Consider the following 19,485-nt stretch of genomic DNA (forward strand, 5'->3'; position numbering starts at 1 on the left):
CTTGAGTTTGCCAGTTTGTCGGCCCGCCGTGGGGCAAGTTGAATCGTAGACAGCAAAACGCCCCGGCATCCTGAGATGGCGGGGCGTTTTGTGGTGTTCTTGAGGCCGCTATCGCGAGCAGGCTCGCTCCCACAGAGAAATGCATTCCAATTGTGGGAGCGAGTCTGCTCGCGATGGCCGCGCCGCGGTCTCAAGCCGAATGGCGCACCATGTCCACATGCGGAATCCCTGCTTCCAGGAATTCCTCACTGACCAGGCTGAAGCCCAGGCGCTCATAGAACGCCGTCGCCTGAACCTGCGCGCTCAGCATCTGCTGCTTCAAACCGCGCTTCTCGGCTTCACCGATCACCGCTTGCATCAGCGCATCGCCCACTTTCAAGCCGCGCCAGTCTTTCAGCACCGACACCCGGCCAACGTGCCCGTCGGGCAGCAGGCGGGCGGTGCCAATTGGAAAGTCGCCTTCGAAGGCCAGAAAATGCACCGCCGTTGCGTCATCTGCATCCCATTCCAGCTCGGGCGGAACGGATTGCTCGCCGATGAACACCGTCTCACGAATGCGCCGGATCTCGGCGTTGTCCTTTTGCCAGTCTGCGACACGTACGTGAATTTTACTCATCAGCAAACCCCAGGCTTCCTTGCTTGATCAGTTCGCACAGCAAGCCGCGACCGTCTTCGTCGCTCAACCATGCGCCGAGGTTGTCGATGTGCAGCGCATCGGCGGCGCAGATCATCTTCAGAAGATCGCGCAGTTTGCCGGGCAGATAACGGCTCTGGCCGCTGGCGAACAACAGCAGGTCGTCATCGACTTCGGACCAGGCCAGGCGTGCGCTCGGATTGCGGATCAGTATGGCGCCTTGCTCCAGGCTGGCGAGCAGGTCTTCTTCTTCGATCTCTTCCGGGCCGACGACCAGTTCCGGGTAGCGCGGTTCGGTCATGAACTGGCCGAACCAGGTCAGTAGCAGGCGCTCGTCGCTCATGTGCTCGGCCAGCAGGCTTTTCAGGCGATCAAGGGCGTCGTGCTGGATCTGATGCGGGTCGGCCGCAGGCAGGACATCGGCGTCGGTATAACGCTCTTCATCTGTCAGGAACTGGCTGAGGAAATCGGTGAAGTGGGTCAGCACTTCAGCAGCGCTCGGCGCCCGGAAACCTACCGAATAGGTCAGGCAGTCATCGACGGCCACGCCGCAGTGAGCCAGGCGCGGCGGCAGGTAGAGCATGTCGCCCGGTTCCAGAACCCACTCATCGGTAGCTTCGAAATCAGCGAGGATGCGCAGGTCTGCGTGTTGCAGCAGCGGGCTTTCGGAGGTGCACATCTGGCCGATTTTCCAGTTGCGCTTGCCGTGACCTTGCAACAGGAACACATCGTAGTTATCGAAATGCGGACCCACGCTGCCGCCTGGAGCGGCGAAGCTGATCATCACGTCGTCGATGCGCCAGCTCGGCAGGAAGCGGAACTGTTCCAGCAGTTCGCTGACTTCCGGCACGAATTGGTCAACCGCTTGTACCAGCAGGGTCCATTCGGTTTCCGGCAGCTTGCTGAATTCGTCTTCGGCAAACGGGCCGCGGCGCAATTCCCAAGGACGCTCGCCGTGCTCGATGATCAGGCGCGATTCAACTTCTTCTTCCAGCGCCAGGCCGGCCAGTTCGTCGGCGTCGATCGGGCTTTCGAAATCAGGAATCGCCTGACGGATCAGCAGGGGTTTTTTCTGCCAGTAGTCACGCAGGAATTCGCGCGCCGTGATGCCGCCCAGAAGTTGAAGAGGAATATCAGGATTCATGTGTAACCTATTGAAAAAAAGCACTTTTCAGACGGGAATAAAAACGCCCGGCGCTGCCGGGCGTCTCAAACGGGTGCAGCGGTCGATCAGATGCGCTTGGCTTGCTCTACAGCGTTGCCGATGTAGTTCGCCGGGGTGAGCAGTTTCAGCTCGGCCTTGGCGGCGGCGGGCATGTCCAGCCCGTCGATGAAAGTTTGCAGCGCTTCAGGGCTGATGCCCTTGCCACGGGTCAACTCTTTCAGCTTCTCGTACGGGTTTTCGATGTTGTAGCGACGCATCACGGTCTGGATCGGCTCTGCCAGGACTTCCCAGCAAGCATCGAGGTCGGCAGCAATTTTCTGCGCGTTGAGCTCGAGTTTGCTGATGCCTTTGAGGCTGGCTTCGTACGCGATCACGCTGTGGGCGAAGCCGACACCGAGGTTGCGCAGGACGGTGGAGTCGGTCAGGTCGCGCTGCCAGCGGGAGATCGGCAGCTTGCTCGCCAGATGCTGGAACAGTGCGTTGGCGATACCCAGGTTGCCTTCGGAGTTTTCGAAGTCGATCGGGTTGACCTTGTGCGGCATGGTCGACGAACCGATTTCGCCAGCGATGGTGCGCTGTTTGAAATAACCCAGGGAAATGTAGCCCCAGATGTCGCGGTCGAAGTCGATCAGGATGGTGTTGAAGCGGGCAATCGCGTCGAACAGCTCGGCAATGTAGTCGTGCGGTTCGATCTGCGTGGTGTACGGGTTGAAGCCAAGGCCCAGCTCGTCTTCGATGAAGGCGCGGGCGTTTTCTTCCCAGTCGATCTCAGGGTAGGCCGAGAGGTGAGCGTTGTAGTTGCCCACGGCGCCGTTGATCTTGCCCAGCAGCGGAACGGCAGCGACCTGAGCGATTTGACGCTCCAGGCGGTAAACCACGTTCGCCAGCTCTTTGCCCAGGGTGGTCGGCGAGGCCGGTTGGCCGTGGGTGCGCGACAGCATCGGCACGTCAGCGAAACGGATCGCCAGTTCGCGGATGGCTTCGGCGGTCTGGCGCATCAGTGGCAGCATCACGTCATCACGGCCTTCACGCAGCATCAGGGCGTGGGACAGGTTGTTGATGTCCTCGCTGGTGCAGGCAAAGTGGATGAATTCGCTGACAGCAGCCAGTTCCGGCAGCTTGGCCGCTTGCTCTTTGAGCAGGTATTCGATGGCTTTGACGTCGTGGTTGGTGGTGCGCTCGATCTCTTTGACGCGCTCGGCGTGCTCCAGAGAGAAGTTTTCCGCCAGGGTGTTCAGCACAGCGTTGGCTTCGGCGGAGAACGCCGGCACTTCGCTGATGGCAGGGTGAGCGGCCAGACGCTGGAGCCAGCGCACTTCAACCAGAACGCGAGCACGGATCAGACCGTATTCGCTGAAAATTGGGCGCAGGGCCTGGGTTTTGCCGGCGTAGCGGCCGTCAACAGGGGAAACCGCAGTGAGCGAAGAAAGCTGCATGGGGTGTTCTCGGACAGTCGGGCAACGAAATGGGGCGCGTATCATACATGAAAAAATCCGCCGGTCCGTTGCCAACTGACCAGCGTATTACGCGTTACTGACTACAAAACGGTGTTGCGGGCGCGGTTCAGCTGCTGCGCATCAGCGGGTAAAGCTCTTTGAGCAACTTGCGACGACTGACCACCAACTGCCAGCGATGACCGCCCAGCTGCCGCCACAGGCGCGCCGAACGAATCCCCGCCAGCAACAGCGCGCGGATCTTCGAGGCGTTGCTGGGTTGCTGCAGGTTGCGCATGTCGCCGTGGACCTGAATCCGTTGGCGCAAGGTGCTCAGGGTGTCCTGGTACAACGCGCCGCAGGCTGCGATCACGTTTTCGTGGGCAGGGCCGAAGTGCTCGACCTGAGATTGAATCTGCGGCAGGCGCTTGCCGATCACGTCGAGCATGTCGCCACGCTTGGCCAGTTGGCGCTCCAGCCCGAGCATCGCCAGGGCGTAGCGCAGCGGTTCGCGCTGCAGGGTGCTCGGGTCGCGTTCAAGGGCGCCGATCAGCGCGCGATAACCTTCGCGCAGATTGATGTCGTCGCCGCCGTAGACTTCCAGCGTGTCCTTGGGGTCGCGAATCAGCAGGCTGCCGAGCATGCACGTCAGGCCGGCTTCGCTGGTCTGGCCGGTCTTGGCGATCTTGTCGACAAGGACGGCGGCGAGAAATACGCCGCCCAGCGCCGTCAGTTGCTCCTGAGTCGGGCTCATTGTGGCTGGCCTGTGGACGTGCTTTTGCTGGTCCACGGCTCTGCCACTTCGATCACGCCGCCGCCGAGGCAGATTTCACCGTCATAGAAGACCACGGACTGGCCCGGGGTGACCGCGCGTTGCGGGTCATCGAAGGTCGCGCGGTAGCCGGTGGCGGTTTTCTCCAGCGTGCACGGCTGGTCGCTTTGGCGATAACGCACTTTGGCGGTCAGCTTGCGCGGCTCGCTCAGGTCGATCGGGTTGACCCAATAGATGTCCGAGGCGAGCAGGGCGCGGGAGAACAGGTAAGGGTGGTCATTGCCCTGGCCAACGATCAACTCGTTGTGTTCCAGGTCCTTGATCAGCACGTACCACGGCTCGTCACCAGCGTCTTTCAAGCCGCCGATACCCAAACCCTGACGCTGGCCGATGGTGTGGTACATCAAGCCGTGGTGACGGCCGATGACTTCACCTTCGGTGGTCTTGATTTCGCCCGGTTGCGCCGGCAGGTACTGTTTGAGGAAGTCACTGAAACGGCGCTCGCCGATAAAGCAGATCCCGGTGGAGTCCTTTTTCTTCGCGGTGGCCAGGTCGTGTTTCTCGGCAATCGCGCGCACTTCGGGCTTCTCCAGCTCGCCGACCGGGAACAGGGTCTTGGCGATCTGTTCACCGCCGACGGCATGCAGGAAGTAACTCTGGTCCTTGTTCGGGTCCAGACCCTTGAGCAGTTCGGTGCGGCCATCGATGTCGCGGCGGCGCACGTAGTGACCGGTGGCGATCAGGTCGGCGCCAAGCACCATGGCGTAGTCGAGGAACGCCTTGAACTTGATTTCGCGGTTGCAGAGGATGTCCGGGTTTGGCGTGCGACCGGCCTTGTATTCGGCCAGGAAGTGCTCGAACACGTTGTCCCAGTACTCGGCGGCGAAGTTGGCGGTGTGCAGCTTGATGCCAATCTTGTCGCACACGGCCTGGGCGTCCGCCAGGTCATCCATGGCGGTGCAGTATTCCGTTCCATCGTCTTCTTCCCAGTTCTTCATGAACAGGCCTTCCACCTCATAACCCTGCTCGATCAGCAGGAGAGCGGAAACGGAAGAGTCCACGCCGCCGGACATACCGACAATGACGCGCTTCTTTTGTGTGTCAGAAGGGGCTGGATCACGCATAGGGATTCAATGAGTGTCTTGAAAAAGGACGCGATTCTAACAGGCCGAAGCCCGCAAGGCTAAAGAGAAGGGCGGATCAGTTCGAGACTGAAGTGAAAGCCTGCCAGATAATCATCGATACAGCGGATGATCAGCTCACTGCGCCAGTTTGCGCGCTGTTCCAGCAGTTCGTCACGTGTCAGCCATTTTGCGCCGACAATGCCGTCGTCCAGCGGGTAGTCGGGGTGATGCTTGAGCGGTTTTGCACTGAAGCAGACCCGCTGGTAGGTCACGCCGTTGCTGGGGGCGGTGTAGAGGTAAATACCCACCACGCCGGTCGCCTCGACGTCCCAACCGGTTTCCTCGAGGGTTTCGCGGACGGCGGCTTCGATCAGGGTTTCGTTCGGGTCGAGGTGGCCGGCAGGCTGATTGAGTACCGTTCGTCCGTGCTTGGTTTCTTCGACCATCAGGAAACGACCGTTGTCTTCGACAATGGTGGCGACGGTGATGTGGGGTTTCCAGTCCATGAAGCTTCCTCAAATTCAAAGGTTGAAACACTATCCCTGTGGGAGCTGGCCTGCCAGCGATTGCGATGAGTCAGTCACCATCAATGTTGAATGATAAGCCGCTATCGCTGGCAGGCCAGCTCCCACAGGGTTTTGCGTTGTCTTCAAAAACAGAAACCCCGGCACGGGGCCGGGGCTTCTTTGCATCCTTACAACCTTAAACCAGCGCAGCGATCGCGGCGTTGAAAGTGTTGCTCGGGCGCATGGCCTTGCTGATCAGCTCGGCATTGGCGTGGTAGTAACCGCCGATGTCCACTGGCTTGCCCTGAACGGCGTTGAGCTCGGCAACGATGGTTGCTTCGTTCTCGGTCAGGTTTTTTGCCAGTTCGCCGAACTGCGCTTGCAGTGCAGCATCTTCAGTCTGGGCAGCCAGGGCTTGTGCCCAGTACAGTGCCAGGTAGAAGTGGCTGCCGCGGTTGTCGATGTTACCGACTTTGCGCGATGGCGACTTGTTGTTGTCCAGGAACTGGCCAGTGGCCTGGTCCAGGGTCTTGGCCAGAACCAGCGCTTTAGGGTTGTTATAGGTAACACCCAGGTGTTCAAGGGAAGCGGCCAGGGCCAGGAACTCGCCCAGGGAATCCCAGCGCAGGAAGTTCTCTTCCAGCAGCTGTTGAACGTGCTTCGGTGCCGAGCCGCCAGCGCCGGTTTCGAACAGACCGCCGCCATTCATCAGCGGAACGATCGACAGCATCTTGGCGCTGGTGCCCAGTTCCATGATCGGGAACAGGTCGGTCAGGTAGTCACGCAGTACGTTGCCGGTCACCGAGATGGTGTCCTTGCCTGCGCGAGTACGGTCCAGAGTGAACTTCATCGCGTCGACTGGCGCCATGATCTGGATGTCCAGGCCGGCAGTGTCGTGATCCTTCAGGTAAGCCTGAACTTTCTCGATCACTACGCCGTCGTGAGCGCGCATAGGGTCCAGCCAGAAGATCGCCGGAGTGCTGCTGGCACGAGCACGGTTGACGGCCAGTTTGACCCAGTCCTGGATCGGCGCGTCTTTGGTCTGGCACATGCGGAAGATGTCGCCGGCTTCAACCGATTGCTCCAGCAGCAGGCTGCCTTTGCTGTCGATCACGCGGACTACGCCGTTGGTCTTGATCTGGAAGGTCTTGTCGTGCGAGCCGTACTCTTCGGCTTTTTTCGCCATCAGGCCAACGTTTGGCACGCTGCCCATGGTGGTTGGATCGAAAGCGCCGTGCAGCTTGCAGTCTTCGATCACCGCCTGGTAGATGGTGGCGTAGCAGCGATCCGGGATCACAGCCTTGGTGTCGTGCAGCTGACCGTCAGTGCCCCACATCTTGCCGGAGTCGCGGATCATCGCCGGCATCGAGGCGTCGACGATCACGTCGCTTGGCACGTGCAGGTTGGTGATGCCTTTGTCGGAGTTGACCATGGCCAACGACGGACGAACGGCGTAGACCGCCTGGATGTCCGCTTCGATCTGCGCTTGTTGCTCGGCAGGCAAAGCCTTGATGCGAGCGTACAGATCGCCGATGCCGTTGTTCAGGTTGAAGCCGATCTGCGCCAGCACGTCAGCGTGCTTGGCCAGTGCATCTTTATAGAACTCGGCAACGATCTGGCCGAACATGATCGGGTCGGAGACCTTCATCATGGTGGCTTTCAGGTGAACCGACAGCAGTACGCCCTTGGCTTTGGCGTCTTCGATTTCGGCAGCAATGAAGCTGCGCAGAGCGTTTTTGCTCAAGACCGCGCAATCGAGGATCTCACCGGCTTGCACGGTGGTCTTTTCTTTCAGGACGGTGGTGGTGCCGTCTTGAGCGATCAATTCGATTTTGACAGCGTCAGCGGCGTCGATCAGGGCAGCTTTTTCGCTGCCGTAGAAATCACCGGTGCTCATGTGCGCGACGTGGGACTTGGAGTCCGCAGCCCAGGCGCCCATTTTGTGCGGGTGCTTGCGTGCGTAGTTCTTGACCGACAGTGGTGCGCGACGATCGGAGTTGCCTTCGCGCAGAACCGGGTTCACGGCGCTGCCCTTGATCTTGTCGTAACGCGACTTGGTTTCTTTGTCGGCGTCGCTGGTCACGGTTTCCGGGTAGTCCGGCAGTGCGAAGCCCTGGGCTTGCAGCTCTTTGATCGCGGCCTGCAGTTGCGGAACCGAAGCACTGATGTTCGGCAGCTTGATGATGTTGGCTTCAGGCGTAACGGCCAGGTCGCCCAGTTCGGCGAGGTGGTCGGCTACGGCTTTGTCACCCAATTGCTCGGGGAAGCTGGCCAGGATGCGCCCTGCAAGAGAGATATCGCGGGTTTCAACGGCGATATCAGCCGAAGCGGTGAACGCTTCTACGATAGGCAACAGTGAATAGGTGGCGAGGGCTGGGGCTTCGTCGGTGAAGGTATAGATGATCTTCGAGCGGGTGGGCATATTCGGATTAACTCTCTCTTCTTTGCTAAAGCGTGCGCAGAAACTCGAGGGGCGCCGGGTAAGCGCGTTCGTTCAAAGTCATCCATGAGCCGAATGTCGAGGTTTGTGCGCGGTGATGTTGGGTGCATCAGTCGAGCGTCAAGCGGGTGGACTGCGGTAACAGTCCTGCTTTTTCAGGTCCAAAGTCTCGTGCTAGAGAGGTCGGCCATCGTGACTCTGTGGTCAGCGGGCGGCATTATACATAGGTAGCTGGCAATCTGCCGATGGTTCACACACAACGATTCTCGTCCATTGGTCTAAAGGTCGCAGGGGCGCGTGGGGCGTAGAGTCTTGCACCGTGCTTGAGTTTGGCGCTTTTCCCTTTGCTTTCAGGCTTGTACGTCGCGAACTGTGCAGCTTTGCGGCAGATGGATGGAACATAGGGTTTGCGTGCCGATTTAACTGGGGTACGCTCGAACGAAGCCAGATGTTCAATCCAAACAATGGAGTTCAGCATGGGATACAAGAAGATTCAGGTTCCAGCAGTCGGCGACAAAATCACCGTCAACGCGGACCATTCTCTCAATGTTCCTAACAACCCGATCATCCCCTTCATCGAAGGCGATGGTATTGGGGTTGATATCAGCCCGGTCATGATCAAGGTTGTCGATGCTGCTGTTAAGAAGGCTTACGGCGGCGAGCGCAAAATTTCCTGGATGGAAGTCTACGCCGGGGAAAAAGCGACTCAGGTTTACGATCAGGACACCTGGCTGCCTCAGGAAACCCTGGACGCAGTCAAGGATTACGTGGTTTCCATCAAGGGCCCTCTGACCACTCCGGTCGGCGGCGGCATCCGTTCCCTGAACGTGGCCCTGCGTCAGCAACTCGACCTTTATGTCTGCCTGCGCCCGGTGCGTTGGTTCGAAGGCGTGCCTAGCCCGGTCAAGAAGCCTGGCGACGTCGACATGACGATCTTCCGTGAGAACTCGGAAGACATCTACGCCGGTATCGAGTGGAAGGCCGGTTCGCCGGAAGCGACCAAAGTCATCAAGTTCCTTAAAGATGAAATGGGCGTCACCAAGATCCGTTTCGACGAAAACTGCGGTATCGGCATCAAGCCGGTTTCGCTGCAAGGCACCAAGCGTCTGGCGCGCAAGGCCCTGCAGTATGTGGTCGACAACGACCGCGACTCGCTGACCATCGTGCACAAAGGCAACATCATGAAGTTCACCGAAGGTGCCTTCAAGGAATGGGCCTACGAAGTGGCGGCTGAAGAGTTTGGCGCGACCCTGCTCGACGGCGGGCCTTGGATGCAGTTCAAGAACCCGAAAACCGGCAAGAACGTCATCGTCAAGGACGCCATCGCCGACGCCATGCTCCAGCAGATCCTGCTGCGCCCGGCCGAATACGATGTGATTGCGACCCTGAACCTGAACGGCGACTACCTCTCCGACGCCCTGGCGGCGGAAGTGGGCGGTATCGGTATCGCGCCGGGTGCCAACCTGTCCGACACCATCGCCATGTTCGAAGCGACCCACGGTACTGCGCCGAAATACGCCGGCAAGGACCAGGTCAACCCGGGTTCGCTGATTCTGTCCGCAGAAATGATGCTGCGTCACATGGGCTGGACCGAAGCCGCGGACCTGATCATCAAGGGCACCAACGGCGCGATCTCCGCGAAGACCGTGACCTATGACTTCGAACGTCTGATGGAGGGCGCGAAACTGGTGTCTTCTTCCGGCTTTGGTGATGCACTGATTTCGCATATGTAAGCGAGTCGGCACAAAAAAAACCGCCTTAGGGCGGTTTTTTTATGACGAGATGATCGGTCGCGTCAGTTCGACACGGTGTCTTGCCGGGTGGCGGGCGAGGTGTGTTCGTTCGCAACGGTCGCAGACGTAATTTTCACTGCGTGCAGGCCTTTGGGGCCCTGAACGATTTCAAAGTTGACGGCTTGTCCAGCCTTGAGGGTTTTGTAGCCATCCATGTCAATGGCCGAATAGTGGGCAAAAAAATCGATTTCCTTGCCATCCTCGTCACGGCCTTCTCTGGTGTCGGTGTTAATGAAACCGAACCCTTTGGCGTTGTTGAACCATTTCACCTTACCGACAGCCATGCTCATATCCCTCTGCAACAGACTCCATCACTGGAGTATCATCCCGTACATCCGCAGTCAGATCCTGTAAATAAGATTGACTCCGCGGACCTTTTTTACCCACTGTGGGCTCTATTGGTTGTAACACCGTTTTGCCGATAGTCAAGGTGACCAGGCAGTCGGTGTTGAAATCGTTCATAACCGTCCCCACTACTGTATTCGCACAACTGACGAACCTTTCTTTCCATGCATGCAATCAGCCAGATTCGACTAACATTCAATCAGGATCGCCCGACTCTCCAGAAAGACCATCCGGAGGAACACGACGACGATTCCGCAGGCATTGCTGTTCAGGAGGCGAAGCCTGCTTTACAGGCACCGCCGATGTACAAGGTGGTTTTGTTCAATGATGACTACACACCGATGGATTTCGTCGTCGAAGTGCTCGAGGTGTTTTTTAACCTGAATCGCGAGCTGGCGACCAAGGTCATGCTGGCCGTCCACACAGAAGGACGGGCAGTATGTGGAGTGTTTACCCGCGACATTGCCGAGACCAAGGCCATGCAGGTCAACCAGTACGCCAGGGAAAGCCAGCATCCGCTACTCTGTGAAATCGAGAAGGACGGTTAATCGCCGACCACTTGGGTATGAGGTGAAGCTATGTTAAACCGCGAGCTCGAAGTCACCCTCAATCTTGCCTTCAAGGAGGCCCGTTCGAAGCGTCATGAGTTCATGACCGTCGAACATCTCCTGCTGGCCCTATTGGATAATGAGGCTGCCGCCACTGTTTTGCGTGCCTGCGGCGCAAACCTCGACAAACTCAAGCATGATCTGCAGGAGTTCATCGACTCCACTACGCCGTTGATTCCCGTCCATGACGAGGATCGCGAGACCCAGCCAACTCTGGGCTTTCAACGTGTCCTGCAGCGTGCTGTTTTCCACGTACAGAGCTCGGGCAAACGCGAAGTGACTGGCGCCAACGTGCTGGTTGCGATCTTCAGTGAGCAAGAGAGTCAGGCAGTGTTCCTGCTGAAACAGCAGAGCGTTGCGCGCATCGATGTCGTCAACTACATCGCCCACGGCATTTCCAAAGTGCCGGGGCATGGCGATCACTCTGAAGGTGAGCAAGATATGCAGGACGACGAGGGCGGTGAGTCTTCTTCTTCAGGCAATCCTCTGGATGCTTATGCCAGCAACCTCAACGAACTTGCGCGTCAGGGTCGTATCGATCCGTTAGTAGGCCGTGAGCTCGAAGTCGAGCGTGTCGCGCAGATCCTGGCGCGTCGTCGCAAAAACAATCCGCTGCTGGTGGGCGAGGCGGGCGTGGGTAAAACCGCGATTGCCGAAGGCCTTGCCAAACGTATTGTCGACAACCAGGTGCCGGACCTGCTGGCCAACAGCGTGGTGTATTCCCTTGATCTGGGGGCCTTGCTGGCCGGGACCAAATACCGTGGCGATTTCGAGAAGCGCTTCAAGGCGTTGCTCAATGAGCTGAAAAAACGTCCGCAGGCGATCCTGTTCATCGACGAGATCCACACCATCATCGGTGCGGGTGCCGCGTCCGGTGGCGTCATGGATGCCTCGAACCTGCTGAAACCGCTGCTGTCGTCCGGTGATATCCGTTGCATCGGTTCGACCACCTTCCAGGAATTCCGCGGGATCTTCGAGAAGGACCGTGCCTTGGCACGACGCTTCCAGAAGGTCGATGTGTCGGAGCCGTCGGTGGAAGACACCATCGGTATCCTGCGTGGCCTGAAAGGGCGTTTCGAAGCGCACCACGGCATCGAATACAGCGATGAAGCGTTGCGTGCGGCTGCCGAACTGGCTTCGCGTTACATCAACGACCGGCACATGCCGGACAAAGCCATCGACGTGATCGACGAGGCGGGCGCCTACCAGCGTCTGCAGCCGATCGAGAAGCGCGTGAAACGCATCGAAGTGCCTCAAGTCGAGGACATCGTCGCGAAAATCGCGCGGATTCCGCCAAAACACGTCACCAGTTCCGACAAAGAGCTGCTGCGTAACCTTGAGCGTGACCTGAAGCTGACGGTTTTTGGTCAGGATGCCGCAATCGACTCGCTGTCGACTGCGATCAAACTGTCCCGTGCCGGCCTCAAGTCGCCTGACAAGCCTGTCGGCTCGTTCCTGTTCGCAGGCCCGACCGGTGTCGGTAAAACCGAAGCGGCGCGTCAGTTGGCCAAGGCGTTGGGTATCGAACTGGTTCGCTTCGACATGTCCGAATACATGGAGCGCCACACCGTATCGCGTCTGATCGGTGCACCTCCTGGCTATGTCGGGTTTGATCAGGGCGGTCTGCTGACCGAAGCCATCACCAAGCAGCCTCACTGCGTACTGTTGCTCGATGAGATCGAGAAGGCGCATCCGGAAGTCTTCAACCTGCTGCTGCAGGTGATGGACCACGGTACGCTAACCGATAACAACGGGCGCAAGGCGGACTTCCGTAACGTGATCGTCATCATGACGACCAACGCAGGTGCCGAGACCGCAGCCCGTGCTTCGATCGGTTTCACCCATCAGGACCACTCGTCCGATGCGATGGAAGTGATCAAGAAGAGCTTCACGCCCGAGTTCCGCAACCGTCTGGACACCATTATCCAGTTTGGTCGCCTCAGCCATGAGGTCATCAAAAGCGTGGTGGACAAGTTCCTTACCGAGCTTCAGGCGCAGCTGGAAGACAAGCGCGTGCAGCTGGAAGTGACCGACGCGGCGCGCAGCTGGCTGGCGGCGGGTGGCTACGATTCGGCAATGGGCGCTCGACCAATGGCGCGTTTGATCCAGGACAAGATCAAGCGTCCGCTGGCGGAGGAGATTCTCTTTGGCGAACTGGCCGACCATGGCGGCGTGGTACACATCGACCTGAAGGACGGCGAGTTGACCTTCGAGTTCGAAACCACGGCGGAAATGGCCTGACGTTAAATCGCAATAAAGCAGAAGGCGCCGAAAGGCGCCTTTTTGCTGTCTGGGGTTTGTACACCGCCCCCCTGTGGGAGCGAGCCTGCTCGCGATGGGCCAGTACATTCAACATCAATGCAAGCTGATCCACCGCTATCGCGAGCAGGCTCGCTCCCACATTGGCAATAGGTGGGCCGTCAAATCGCAGACAAACAAAAACGCCCGGCATAAGCCGGGCGTCTTGTATTGACTTGATTAGCGAGCGCGGTAAGTGATGCGCCCTTTGCTCAAGTCATAGGGCGTCAGCTCGACGCGCACTTTGTCACCGGTAAGAATACGAATGTAGTTCTTGCGCATCTTGCCGGAGATATGCGCGGTTACGACGTGCCCATTTTCCAACTCCACGCGAAACATGGTGTTGGGCAGGGTGTCGACGACAGTGCCTTCCATTTCGAAGCTGTCTTCTTTCGACATGCAGTAAAGCCCTCGGTGTCCAATGAATGGCCCGGTGCAACTGCGCCAGGCAAAAGCGGCGTGCATTGTGCCCGAAAAATGGGGTTTAAGCCAAGGGGTTCTAGTTCAGGATGACCCAGCGCTGATTAATCAGCAGTTCGATGGGGCGATATTGGGTCTTGTAGCTCATTTTTTTGCAGTTCTTGATCCAGTAGCCGAGGTAGACCGCTTCAAGCCCCAGGCGCCGGGCCTCGGCGATTTGCCAGAGGATCGCGTAACGCCCCAGGCTGCGGCGCTCTTCAGAGGGTTCGTAGAAGGTGTAGACCGCCGACAGACCGTTCGGCAGCAAGTCGGTGACGGCCACCGCCAGCAGCTGTCCCTCCAGGCGAAATTCATAGAAGCGCGAAAATGGCAGGTCGCGCACCAGGAAGGTCGAAAACTGGTCACGACTTGGCGGGTACATGTCGCCGTCGGCATGGCGCTGTTCGATGTAACGCTGATACAGGTCGAAGTATTCTTCGCTGAACTTGGGTTTGGCGGGGCGTACCTGCAAGTCGGCGTTGCGCTTGAAAATGCGTTTCTGCTGACGGTTGGGCGAAAATTGCGCCACCGGAATGCGAGCCGGCACACACGCATTGCAGTTCTGGCAATGAGGCCGGTAAAGATGATCGCCGCTGCGACGAAAACCCATTTCAGACAGGTCTGCATAGACATGCACATCCATGGGCTGACTAGGGTCGAGGAACAGCGTCGTGGCCTGCTCTTCGGGCAGATAACTGCAAGAGTGGGGCTGAGTGGCATAAAACTTCAAACGCGCCAACTCGGTCATGATCAACCCTCGGGATAAGCTTTTGATTAAGTGTAAGCCACGCGTGGAAAAGTCGCTCAGCAAACCCAAGTAGCACGGCTGGGCTGATCCAGATGCTGCGCCAGGTAGCGGGCAAACTCGCGACGAGGAATCGCGCGGGCGCCCAGGCTGTGCAAATGGTCGGTGGGCATCTGGCAATCGATCAGCACGAAACCCGAGTCTTTCAGATGTTTGACCAGGGTGGCAAAGCCAAATTTGGAGGCATTGTCGGCGCGGCTGAACATGGACTCGCCGAAAAACAGCTGGCCCATCGCTAATCCATAAAGCCCGCCAACCAGTTCACCCTGGTCCCAGACCTCAACCGAATGCGCGTAGCCACGCTGGTGCAGGGCGAGGTAGGCGTTCTGCATGGCCTCGGTGATCCAGGTTCCGTCGGCGTAATCCCGGGGCGCGGCGCACGCGCGGATGACCGCGGGAAAATCCTGATCAAAGGTCACTTGATAGCGTTGCTGGCGCAGCAGCTTGGCCAGGCTGCGCGAGACATGCAGTTCGTCGGGAAACAGCACCGTACGCGGATCCGGCGACCACCAGAGAATCGGCTGGCCTTCCGAGAACCAGGGAAAACAGCCGTGGCGATAAGCCTGAATCAGACGATCGGCGGACAGATCGCCGCCCGCAGCCAGCAATCCGTTGGGATCGCGCATGGCTTTTTCCAGTGGCGGGAACGTCAGGGTGTTGCGTTGTAACCAAGTCAGCATGGCATCCGGGCTTACAGAAGGGGAGGGCAATGGTGGGCGGGGGCGCCCACCGTGAAGTTTGCCGTCAAATGGTCGGAATGTCGTCGAGGTATTTTTCGGCGTCCAGCGCGGCCATGCAACCGGCCCCGGCGGAAGTGACGGCCTGGCGATAGACGTGGTCGGCCACGTCACCGGCGGCGAACACGCCGGGGATCTCGGTGGCGGTGGCATCGCCTTCGTTGCCGCCTCTGATCAGCAGGTAACCGTCACGCATTTTCAGCTGACCTTCGAACAGCTCGGTGTTGGGCTTGTGGCCAATGGCGATGAACACGCCAGCTACCGGCAGCTCGCTGGTTTCGCCGCTGTGGCTTTCGCGCAGGCGGGCGCCGGTCACGCCGCTGGCATCGCCCAACACTTCATCGAGGTTCTGGTTCCAGTGCAAACGGATATTGCCGTTGGCGGCCTTTTCGAAGAGTTTGTCCTGAAGTATTTTCTCCGAACGCAACTTGTCACGTCGGTGAATCAAGTGGACTTCTTTGGCAATGTTGGACAAATACAACGCCTCTTCAACAGCCGTATTACCACCCCCCACTACGGCGACCACCTGATTGCGATAAAAGAAGCCGTCGCACGTTGCGCAGGCCGAAACCCCTCTGCCGGCAAAGGCCTCTTCCGAGGGCAGGCCCAGATACTGCGCCGAAGCGCCGGTGGCAATTATCAGTGCGTCGCACGTGTAAGTGCCGCCATCGCCGATAAGTTCGAACGGGCGCTGTTGCAACTTGGCCGTATGGATGTGGTCGTAAACGATCTCTGTATCAAAGCGCTCGGCGTGTTTTTGCATGCGTTCCATCAGTGCCGGGCCGGTCAGGCCTTCGACGTCACCGGGCCAGTTGTCGACTTCGACGGTGGTGGTGAGCTGGCCACCTGCCTGTATGCCGGTAATGACCACGGGTTTGAGGTTGGCGCGGGCGGCATAAACGGCTGCGCTGTAACCGGCGGGGCCGGAACCCAGAATGATCAGGCGGCAATGCTTGGATTCGCTCATAAAACACCTCATAAGCCTTTGTCACAAAAGAGAATGCGTGCTCAAATTGAATCGCAGGTTGTATGCCGTTAGCTAGGCTGATCCATGGCTTGCCAGCATGGCATCGTACGAACAAACCCGTACAATGCGTGCCGGTCACTTGAATATTCAGTGCATGCCGTGTTTATAAAAACCGGAGTGCAGTGTTAAAAGTAGTCCCAGTTGCGCCTGTTAACTTTTTTACCTGCCTGGATTGGGCAGTTTTTTATAGTCATTCAACAGATGGACGCGCCATAGGCGCAGGAAAAGTAGCGTTTTGAAGAAATCCACCGCAGCACCTAAACCAGCCGTCGTTCCACTCTGGCGCCAGCATTTGCACTACCGACTCAAGGAAGGTGCATTGATTGCCATCGGCGGCTTGTGCCTGTTCCTGATGATGGCCTTGTTGACTTACGGCAAGGACGATCCGGGCTGGAGCCATAACAGCAAGATCGACGATGTTCAGAACTTCGGCGGGCCGGTCGGCTCCTACAGCGCCGACATCCTGTTCATGGTGCTGGGTTACTTCGCTTACATCTTCCCGCTGTTGCTGGCGGTCAAGACCTGGCAGATCTTCCGTCAACGCCACGAGCCGTGGCAGTGGAGCGGCTGGCTGTTCTCCTGGCGCCTGATCGGTCTGGTGTTCCTGGTGCTGTCGGGCGCGGCCCTGGCCCACATCCATTTCCATGCTGCGACCGGTCTGCCGGCCGGCGCGGGCGGCGCGTTGGGTGAGAGTCTTGGCGACCTGGCCCGCAATGCACTGAACATTCAGGGCAGCACCTTGCTGTTCATCGCGTTATTCCTGTTCGGCCTGACGGTGTTCACCGACCTGTCGTGGTTCAAGGTGATGGACCTCACCGGCAAGATCACCCTCGACCTGTTCGAACTGTTCCAGGGCGCGGCCAACCGCTGGTGGGCCGCCCGTGTCGAGCGCAAGCAACTGGTTGCGCAGTTGCGTGAAGTCGACGATCGCGTGCATGACGTGGTCGCGCCGACCGTTACCGACAAGCGCGAGCAAGCCAAGGTCAAGGAACGCCTGATCGAGCGTGAGCAGGCCCTGAGCAAGCACATGTCTGAACGCGAGAAGCAGGTGCCGCCGGTGATTGCCCCCGCGCCGCCGAAACCCGCCGCGCCAAGCCAGCGCGTGGAAAAAGAGAAACAGGCGCCACTGTTCGTCGACAGCGCCGTCGAAGGCACCTTGCCGCCGATCTCGATTCTCGATCCGGCCGAAAAGAAACAACTCAACTATTCCCCGGAGTCGCTGGCAGCCGTCGGCCACTTGCTGGAAATCAAGCTCAAGGAATTCGGCGTCGAAGTTTCGGTGGACTCGATTCACCCAGGCCCGGTGATTACCCGTTACGAAATCCAGCCTGCCGCCGGGGTCAAGGTCAGCCGTATTTCCAACCTGGCAAAAGACCTCGCGCGTTCCCTGGCCGTGACCAGTGTGCGGGTGGTGGAAGTGATTCCGGGCAAGACCACCGTTGGTATCGAGATTCCCAACGAAGACCGGCAGATCGTGCGCTTCTCCGAAGTGCTGTCGACTCCTGAGTACGACAACTTCAAATCCCCGGTCACCCTGGCCCTCGGTCATGACATCGGCGGAAAGCCGGTCATCACCGACCTGGCGAAAATGCCGCACTTGCTGGTGGCCGGTACGACCGGTTCCGGTAAGTCGGTGGGGGTGAACGCGATGATCCTGTCGATCCTGTTCAAGTCCGGCCCGGAAGACGCCAAGCTGATCATGATCGACCCGAAAATGCTTGAGCTGTCGATCTACGAAGGCATTCCGCACCTGCTGTGCCCGGTGGTGACCGACATGAAGGACGCGGCCAACGCCCTGCGCTGGAGCGTGGCGGAGATGGAGCGTCGCTACAAGTTGATGGCGAAGATGGGCGTGCGCAACCTGTCCGGCTTCAACGCCAAGGTCAAGGAAGCCCAGGATGCCGGTACGCCGCTGACCGATCCGTTGTACAAACGCGAAAGCATTCACGACGAAGCGCCGCTGCTGACCAAGCTGCCAACTATTGTCGTGGTGGTCGACGAATTTGCCGACATGATGATGATCGTCGGCAAGAAGGTTGAAGAGCTGATCGCGCGTATCGCCCAGAAGGCTCGTGCCGCGGGTATCCACTTGATCCTCGCGACCCAGCGCCCGTCGGTTGACGTGATCACCGGTCTGATCAAGGCGAACATCCCGACGCGCATGGCGTTCCAGGTGTCGAGCAAGATCGACTCGCGGACCATCATCGACCAGGGCGGCGCCGAGCAACTGCTGGGCCACGGTGACATGCTCTACATGCCACCGGGCACCAGTCTGCCGATACGTGTTCACGGCGCGTTTGTCTCCGATGACGAGGTTCACCGGGTGGTTGAAGCCTGGAAACTGCGCGGTGCACCGGAATATAACGATGACATCCTCGCCGGTGTGGAAGAGGCCGGCAGCGGCTTTGAGAATGGCGGCGGTGGTGGTGATGACGATGCTGAAACCGATGCGCTGTACGACGAAGCGGTGCAGTTCGTGCTGGAAAGCCGTCGTGCGTCCATTTCCGCGGTTCAGCGCAAGCTGAAAATCGGCTACAACCGCGCCGCACGCATGATCGAAGCCATGGAAATGGCCGGGGTCGTGACGTCCATGAATACCAACGGTTCCCGTGAAGTCCTGGCCCCAGGCCCGGTGCGCGACTGATTTTATTTGCAAGGATGGCGCAGTGACGCGCCGTCCGAACTCCCACGAATGTTATGAGGACTCCCATGCGTCTTATCCGCATGCTGTTGCTGCCGGTTCTGGCTTTGACCACGCTCTCGGCCCACGCCGATGGCAAGGACGTGGCGCGTCTGACCCAACTGCTGGAAAAATCCCAGACCCTGACCGCCCGTTTCTCGCAGCTGACCCTTGATGGCAGCGGCACTCAGTTGCAGGAAACGGCCGGTGAAATGTCTCTGCAGCGCCCGGGCCTGTTTTACTGGCATACCGATGCGCCCGCCGAGCAAGTTGTGGTTTCCGACGGCAAGAAGGTCACGCTGTGGGACCCGGACCTGGAACAGGCCACCATCAAGACGCTCGATCTGCGTCTGAGCCAGACGCCGGCGTTGCTGCTGTCCGGTGACGTGTCCAAGATCAGCCAGAGCTTCGACATCAGCGCCAAGGAGGCCGGCGGCGTGATTGACTTCACCCTGAAGCCGAAAACCAAGGACACGCTGTTCGACAGCCTGCGCCTGTCGTTTCGCAATGGCCTGGTCAATGACATGCAGTTGATCGACAGCGTCGGTCAGCGCACCAATATCCTGTTTACCGGTGTGAAGGCCAATGAGCCGATCCCTGCGTCCAAGTTCAAGTTCGATATTCCTAAAGGTGCGGACGTCATTCAAGAGTAAAACGCA

17 protein-coding genes are annotated in these 19,485 nt (G+C 58.8%); 5 read left to right on the forward strand and 12 right to left on the reverse strand.

Annotated elements, in window-relative coordinates:
* Window positions 1-190: 190 nt before the first annotated feature.
* From F8N43_RS01875 to F8N43_RS01905, 7 genes are all read right to left on the reverse strand, one after another.
* On the reverse strand, window positions 191-616 hold the full coding sequence (locus tag F8N43_RS01875) for a GNAT family N-acetyltransferase (RefSeq protein WP_150631136.1): 426 nt from the start codon (window positions 614-616) through the stop codon (window positions 191-193).
* Entirely contained in the window at window positions 609-1,778 is a 1,170-nt protein-coding gene (locus F8N43_RS01880) for a cupin domain-containing protein (protein ID WP_150631137.1), read from the reverse strand. The genes F8N43_RS01875 and F8N43_RS01880 overlap by 8 nt, the downstream gene beginning before the upstream one ends.
* An 86-nt stretch (window positions 1,779-1,864) precedes the next feature.
* Window positions 1,865-3,235, reverse strand: a complete 1,371-nt coding sequence (gene purB, locus F8N43_RS01885) for an adenylosuccinate lyase (protein ID WP_017339599.1) — start codon at window positions 3,233-3,235, stop codon at window positions 1,865-1,867.
* A gap of 127 nt (window positions 3,236-3,362) precedes the next feature.
* Window positions 3,363-3,986 carry a high frequency lysogenization protein HflD gene (gene hflD / locus F8N43_RS01890; RefSeq protein WP_150631138.1) on the reverse strand — a complete coding sequence of 208 codons (624 nt, stop codon included), beginning with the start codon at window positions 3,984-3,986 and terminating at the stop codon, window positions 3,363-3,365.
* Window positions 3,983-5,128: a tRNA 2-thiouridine(34) synthase MnmA gene (gene mnmA, locus F8N43_RS01895; protein WP_150631139.1), complete on the reverse strand. Its 1,146-nt coding sequence runs from the start codon at window positions 5,126-5,128 to the stop codon at window positions 3,983-3,985. The genes hflD and mnmA overlap by 4 nt, the downstream gene beginning before the upstream one ends.
* A gap of 59 nt (window positions 5,129-5,187) precedes the next feature.
* Window positions 5,188-5,634, reverse strand: a complete 447-nt coding sequence (locus tag F8N43_RS01900; protein WP_150631140.1) for an NUDIX hydrolase — start codon at window positions 5,632-5,634, stop codon at window positions 5,188-5,190.
* 196 nt (window positions 5,635-5,830) lie between these two features.
* A complete protein-coding gene (locus F8N43_RS01905; RefSeq protein ID WP_150631141.1) occupies window positions 5,831-8,056 on the reverse strand; it encodes an NADP-dependent isocitrate dehydrogenase in 2,226 nt (741 codons plus the stop codon).
* 494 nt (window positions 8,057-8,550) lie between these two features.
* On the opposite strand from F8N43_RS01905, the gene icd reads away from it, so the two are divergent.
* Window positions 8,551-9,807, forward strand: a complete 1,257-nt coding sequence (gene icd, locus F8N43_RS01915; protein ID WP_017339594.1) for an NADP-dependent isocitrate dehydrogenase — start codon at window positions 8,551-8,553, stop codon at window positions 9,805-9,807.
* 62 nt (window positions 9,808-9,869) lie between these two features.
* On the opposite strand, the gene F8N43_RS01920 is transcribed toward icd, so the two are convergent.
* On the reverse strand, window positions 9,870-10,151 hold the full coding sequence (locus F8N43_RS01920) for a cold shock domain-containing protein (protein ID WP_150631148.1): 282 nt from the start codon (window positions 10,149-10,151) through the stop codon (window positions 9,870-9,872).
* 225 nt (window positions 10,152-10,376) lie between these two features.
* Here F8N43_RS01920 and clpS point away from each other — a divergent pair, with 225 nt between their 5' ends.
* On the forward strand, window positions 10,377-10,760 hold the full coding sequence (gene clpS, locus F8N43_RS01925; protein ID WP_034146919.1) for an ATP-dependent Clp protease adapter ClpS: 384 nt from the start codon (window positions 10,377-10,379) through the stop codon (window positions 10,758-10,760).
* Between the two features lie 30 nt (window positions 10,761-10,790).
* On the forward strand, window positions 10,791-13,061 hold the full coding sequence (gene clpA, locus F8N43_RS01930; protein WP_150631143.1) for an ATP-dependent Clp protease ATP-binding subunit ClpA: 2,271 nt from the start codon (window positions 10,791-10,793) through the stop codon (window positions 13,059-13,061).
* A 237-nt stretch (window positions 13,062-13,298) separates the two neighbouring features.
* Here the strand turns inward: clpA and infA are convergent, their stop codons facing one another.
* From infA to trxB, 4 genes are all read right to left on the reverse strand, one after another.
* Entirely contained in the window at window positions 13,299-13,517 is a 219-nt protein-coding gene (gene infA / locus F8N43_RS01935; protein WP_002553999.1) for a translation initiation factor IF-1, read from the reverse strand.
* A gap of 100 nt (window positions 13,518-13,617) precedes the next feature.
* Window positions 13,618-14,325: an arginyltransferase gene (locus tag F8N43_RS01940; RefSeq protein WP_150638678.1), complete on the reverse strand. Its 708-nt coding sequence runs from the start codon at window positions 14,323-14,325 to the stop codon at window positions 13,618-13,620.
* Between the two features lie 56 nt (window positions 14,326-14,381).
* Window positions 14,382-15,062, reverse strand: a complete 681-nt coding sequence (gene aat, locus F8N43_RS01945; protein WP_150634411.1) for a leucyl/phenylalanyl-tRNA--protein transferase — start codon at window positions 15,060-15,062, stop codon at window positions 14,382-14,384.
* Window positions 15,063-15,126: 64 nt separating this feature from the next.
* Window positions 15,127-16,086, reverse strand: coding sequence for a thioredoxin-disulfide reductase (trxB, locus tag F8N43_RS01950; protein ID WP_150638676.1), 960 nt, complete (start codon window positions 16,084-16,086; stop codon window positions 15,127-15,129).
* A 295-nt stretch (window positions 16,087-16,381) separates the two neighbouring features.
* On the opposite strand from trxB, the gene F8N43_RS01955 reads away from it, so the two are divergent.
* Together F8N43_RS01955 and lolA are read left to right on the forward strand one after the other, a co-directional pair.
* The gene (locus F8N43_RS01955) at window positions 16,382-18,790 is read left to right on the forward strand and encodes a DNA translocase FtsK (protein WP_150634409.1); all 2,409 of its coding nucleotides are present in this window, start codon (window positions 16,382-16,384) and stop codon (window positions 18,788-18,790) included.
* Window positions 18,791-18,855: 65 nt separating this feature from the next.
* Window positions 18,856-19,479 carry an outer membrane lipoprotein chaperone LolA gene (lolA, locus tag F8N43_RS01960; protein WP_150634408.1) on the forward strand — a complete coding sequence of 208 codons (624 nt, stop codon included), beginning with the start codon at window positions 18,856-18,858 and terminating at the stop codon, window positions 19,477-19,479.
* Window positions 19,480-19,485: the final 6 nt, after the last annotated feature.

Origin of the sequence: Pseudomonas fluorescens, assembly GCF_902498065.1 — a bacterium.
GTDB lineage: Bacteria > Pseudomonadota > Gammaproteobacteria > Pseudomonadales > Pseudomonadaceae > Aquipseudomonas > Aquipseudomonas fluorescens_BJ.

Excerpts from the sequence above, each read along its gene's own strand:
- F8N43_RS01940 (WP_150638678.1), bottom strand. The coding sequence starts at position 14,325 with ATGACCGAGTTGGCGCGTTTGAAGTTTTATGCCACTCAGCCCCACTCT.
- aat (WP_150634411.1), bottom strand. The coding sequence starts at position 15,062 with ATGCTGACTTGGTTACAACGCAACACCCTGACGTTCCCGCCACTGGAA.
- infA (WP_002553999.1), bottom strand. The coding sequence starts at position 13,517 with ATGTCGAAAGAAGACAGCTTCGAAATGGAAGGCACTGTCGTCGACACC.
- icd (WP_017339594.1), top strand. The coding sequence starts at position 8,551 with ATGGGATACAAGAAGATTCAGGTTCCAGCAGTCGGCGACAAAATCACC.
- hflD (WP_150631138.1), bottom strand. The coding sequence starts at position 3,986 with ATGAGCCCGACTCAGGAGCAACTGACGGCGCTGGGCGGCGTATTTCTC.
- trxB (WP_150638676.1), bottom strand. The coding sequence starts at position 16,086 with ATGAGCGAATCCAAGCATTGCCGCCTGATCATTCTGGGTTCCGGCCCC.
- lolA (WP_150634408.1), top strand. The coding sequence starts at position 18,856 with ATGCGTCTTATCCGCATGCTGTTGCTGCCGGTTCTGGCTTTGACCACG.
- clpA (WP_150631143.1), top strand. The coding sequence starts at position 10,791 with ATGTTAAACCGCGAGCTCGAAGTCACCCTCAATCTTGCCTTCAAGGAG.
- F8N43_RS01920 (WP_150631148.1), bottom strand. The coding sequence starts at position 10,151 with ATGGCTGTCGGTAAGGTGAAATGGTTCAACAACGCCAAAGGGTTCGGT.
- purB (WP_017339599.1), bottom strand. The coding sequence starts at position 3,235 with ATGCAGCTTTCTTCGCTCACTGCGGTTTCCCCTGTTGACGGCCGCTAC.
- clpS (WP_034146919.1), top strand. The coding sequence starts at position 10,377 with ATGCATGCAATCAGCCAGATTCGACTAACATTCAATCAGGATCGCCCG.
- F8N43_RS01875 (WP_150631136.1), bottom strand. The coding sequence starts at position 616 with ATGAGTAAAATTCACGTACGTGTCGCAGACTGGCAAAAGGACAACGCC.
- mnmA (WP_150631139.1), bottom strand. The coding sequence starts at position 5,128 with ATGCGTGATCCAGCCCCTTCTGACACACAAAAGAAGCGCGTCATTGTC.
- F8N43_RS01905 (WP_150631141.1), bottom strand. The coding sequence starts at position 8,056 with ATGCCCACCCGCTCGAAGATCATCTATACCTTCACCGACGAAGCCCCA.
- F8N43_RS01880 (WP_150631137.1), bottom strand. The coding sequence starts at position 1,778 with ATGAATCCTGATATTCCTCTTCAACTTCTGGGCGGCATCACGGCGCGC.
- F8N43_RS01900 (WP_150631140.1), bottom strand. The coding sequence starts at position 5,634 with ATGGACTGGAAACCCCACATCACCGTCGCCACCATTGTCGAAGACAAC.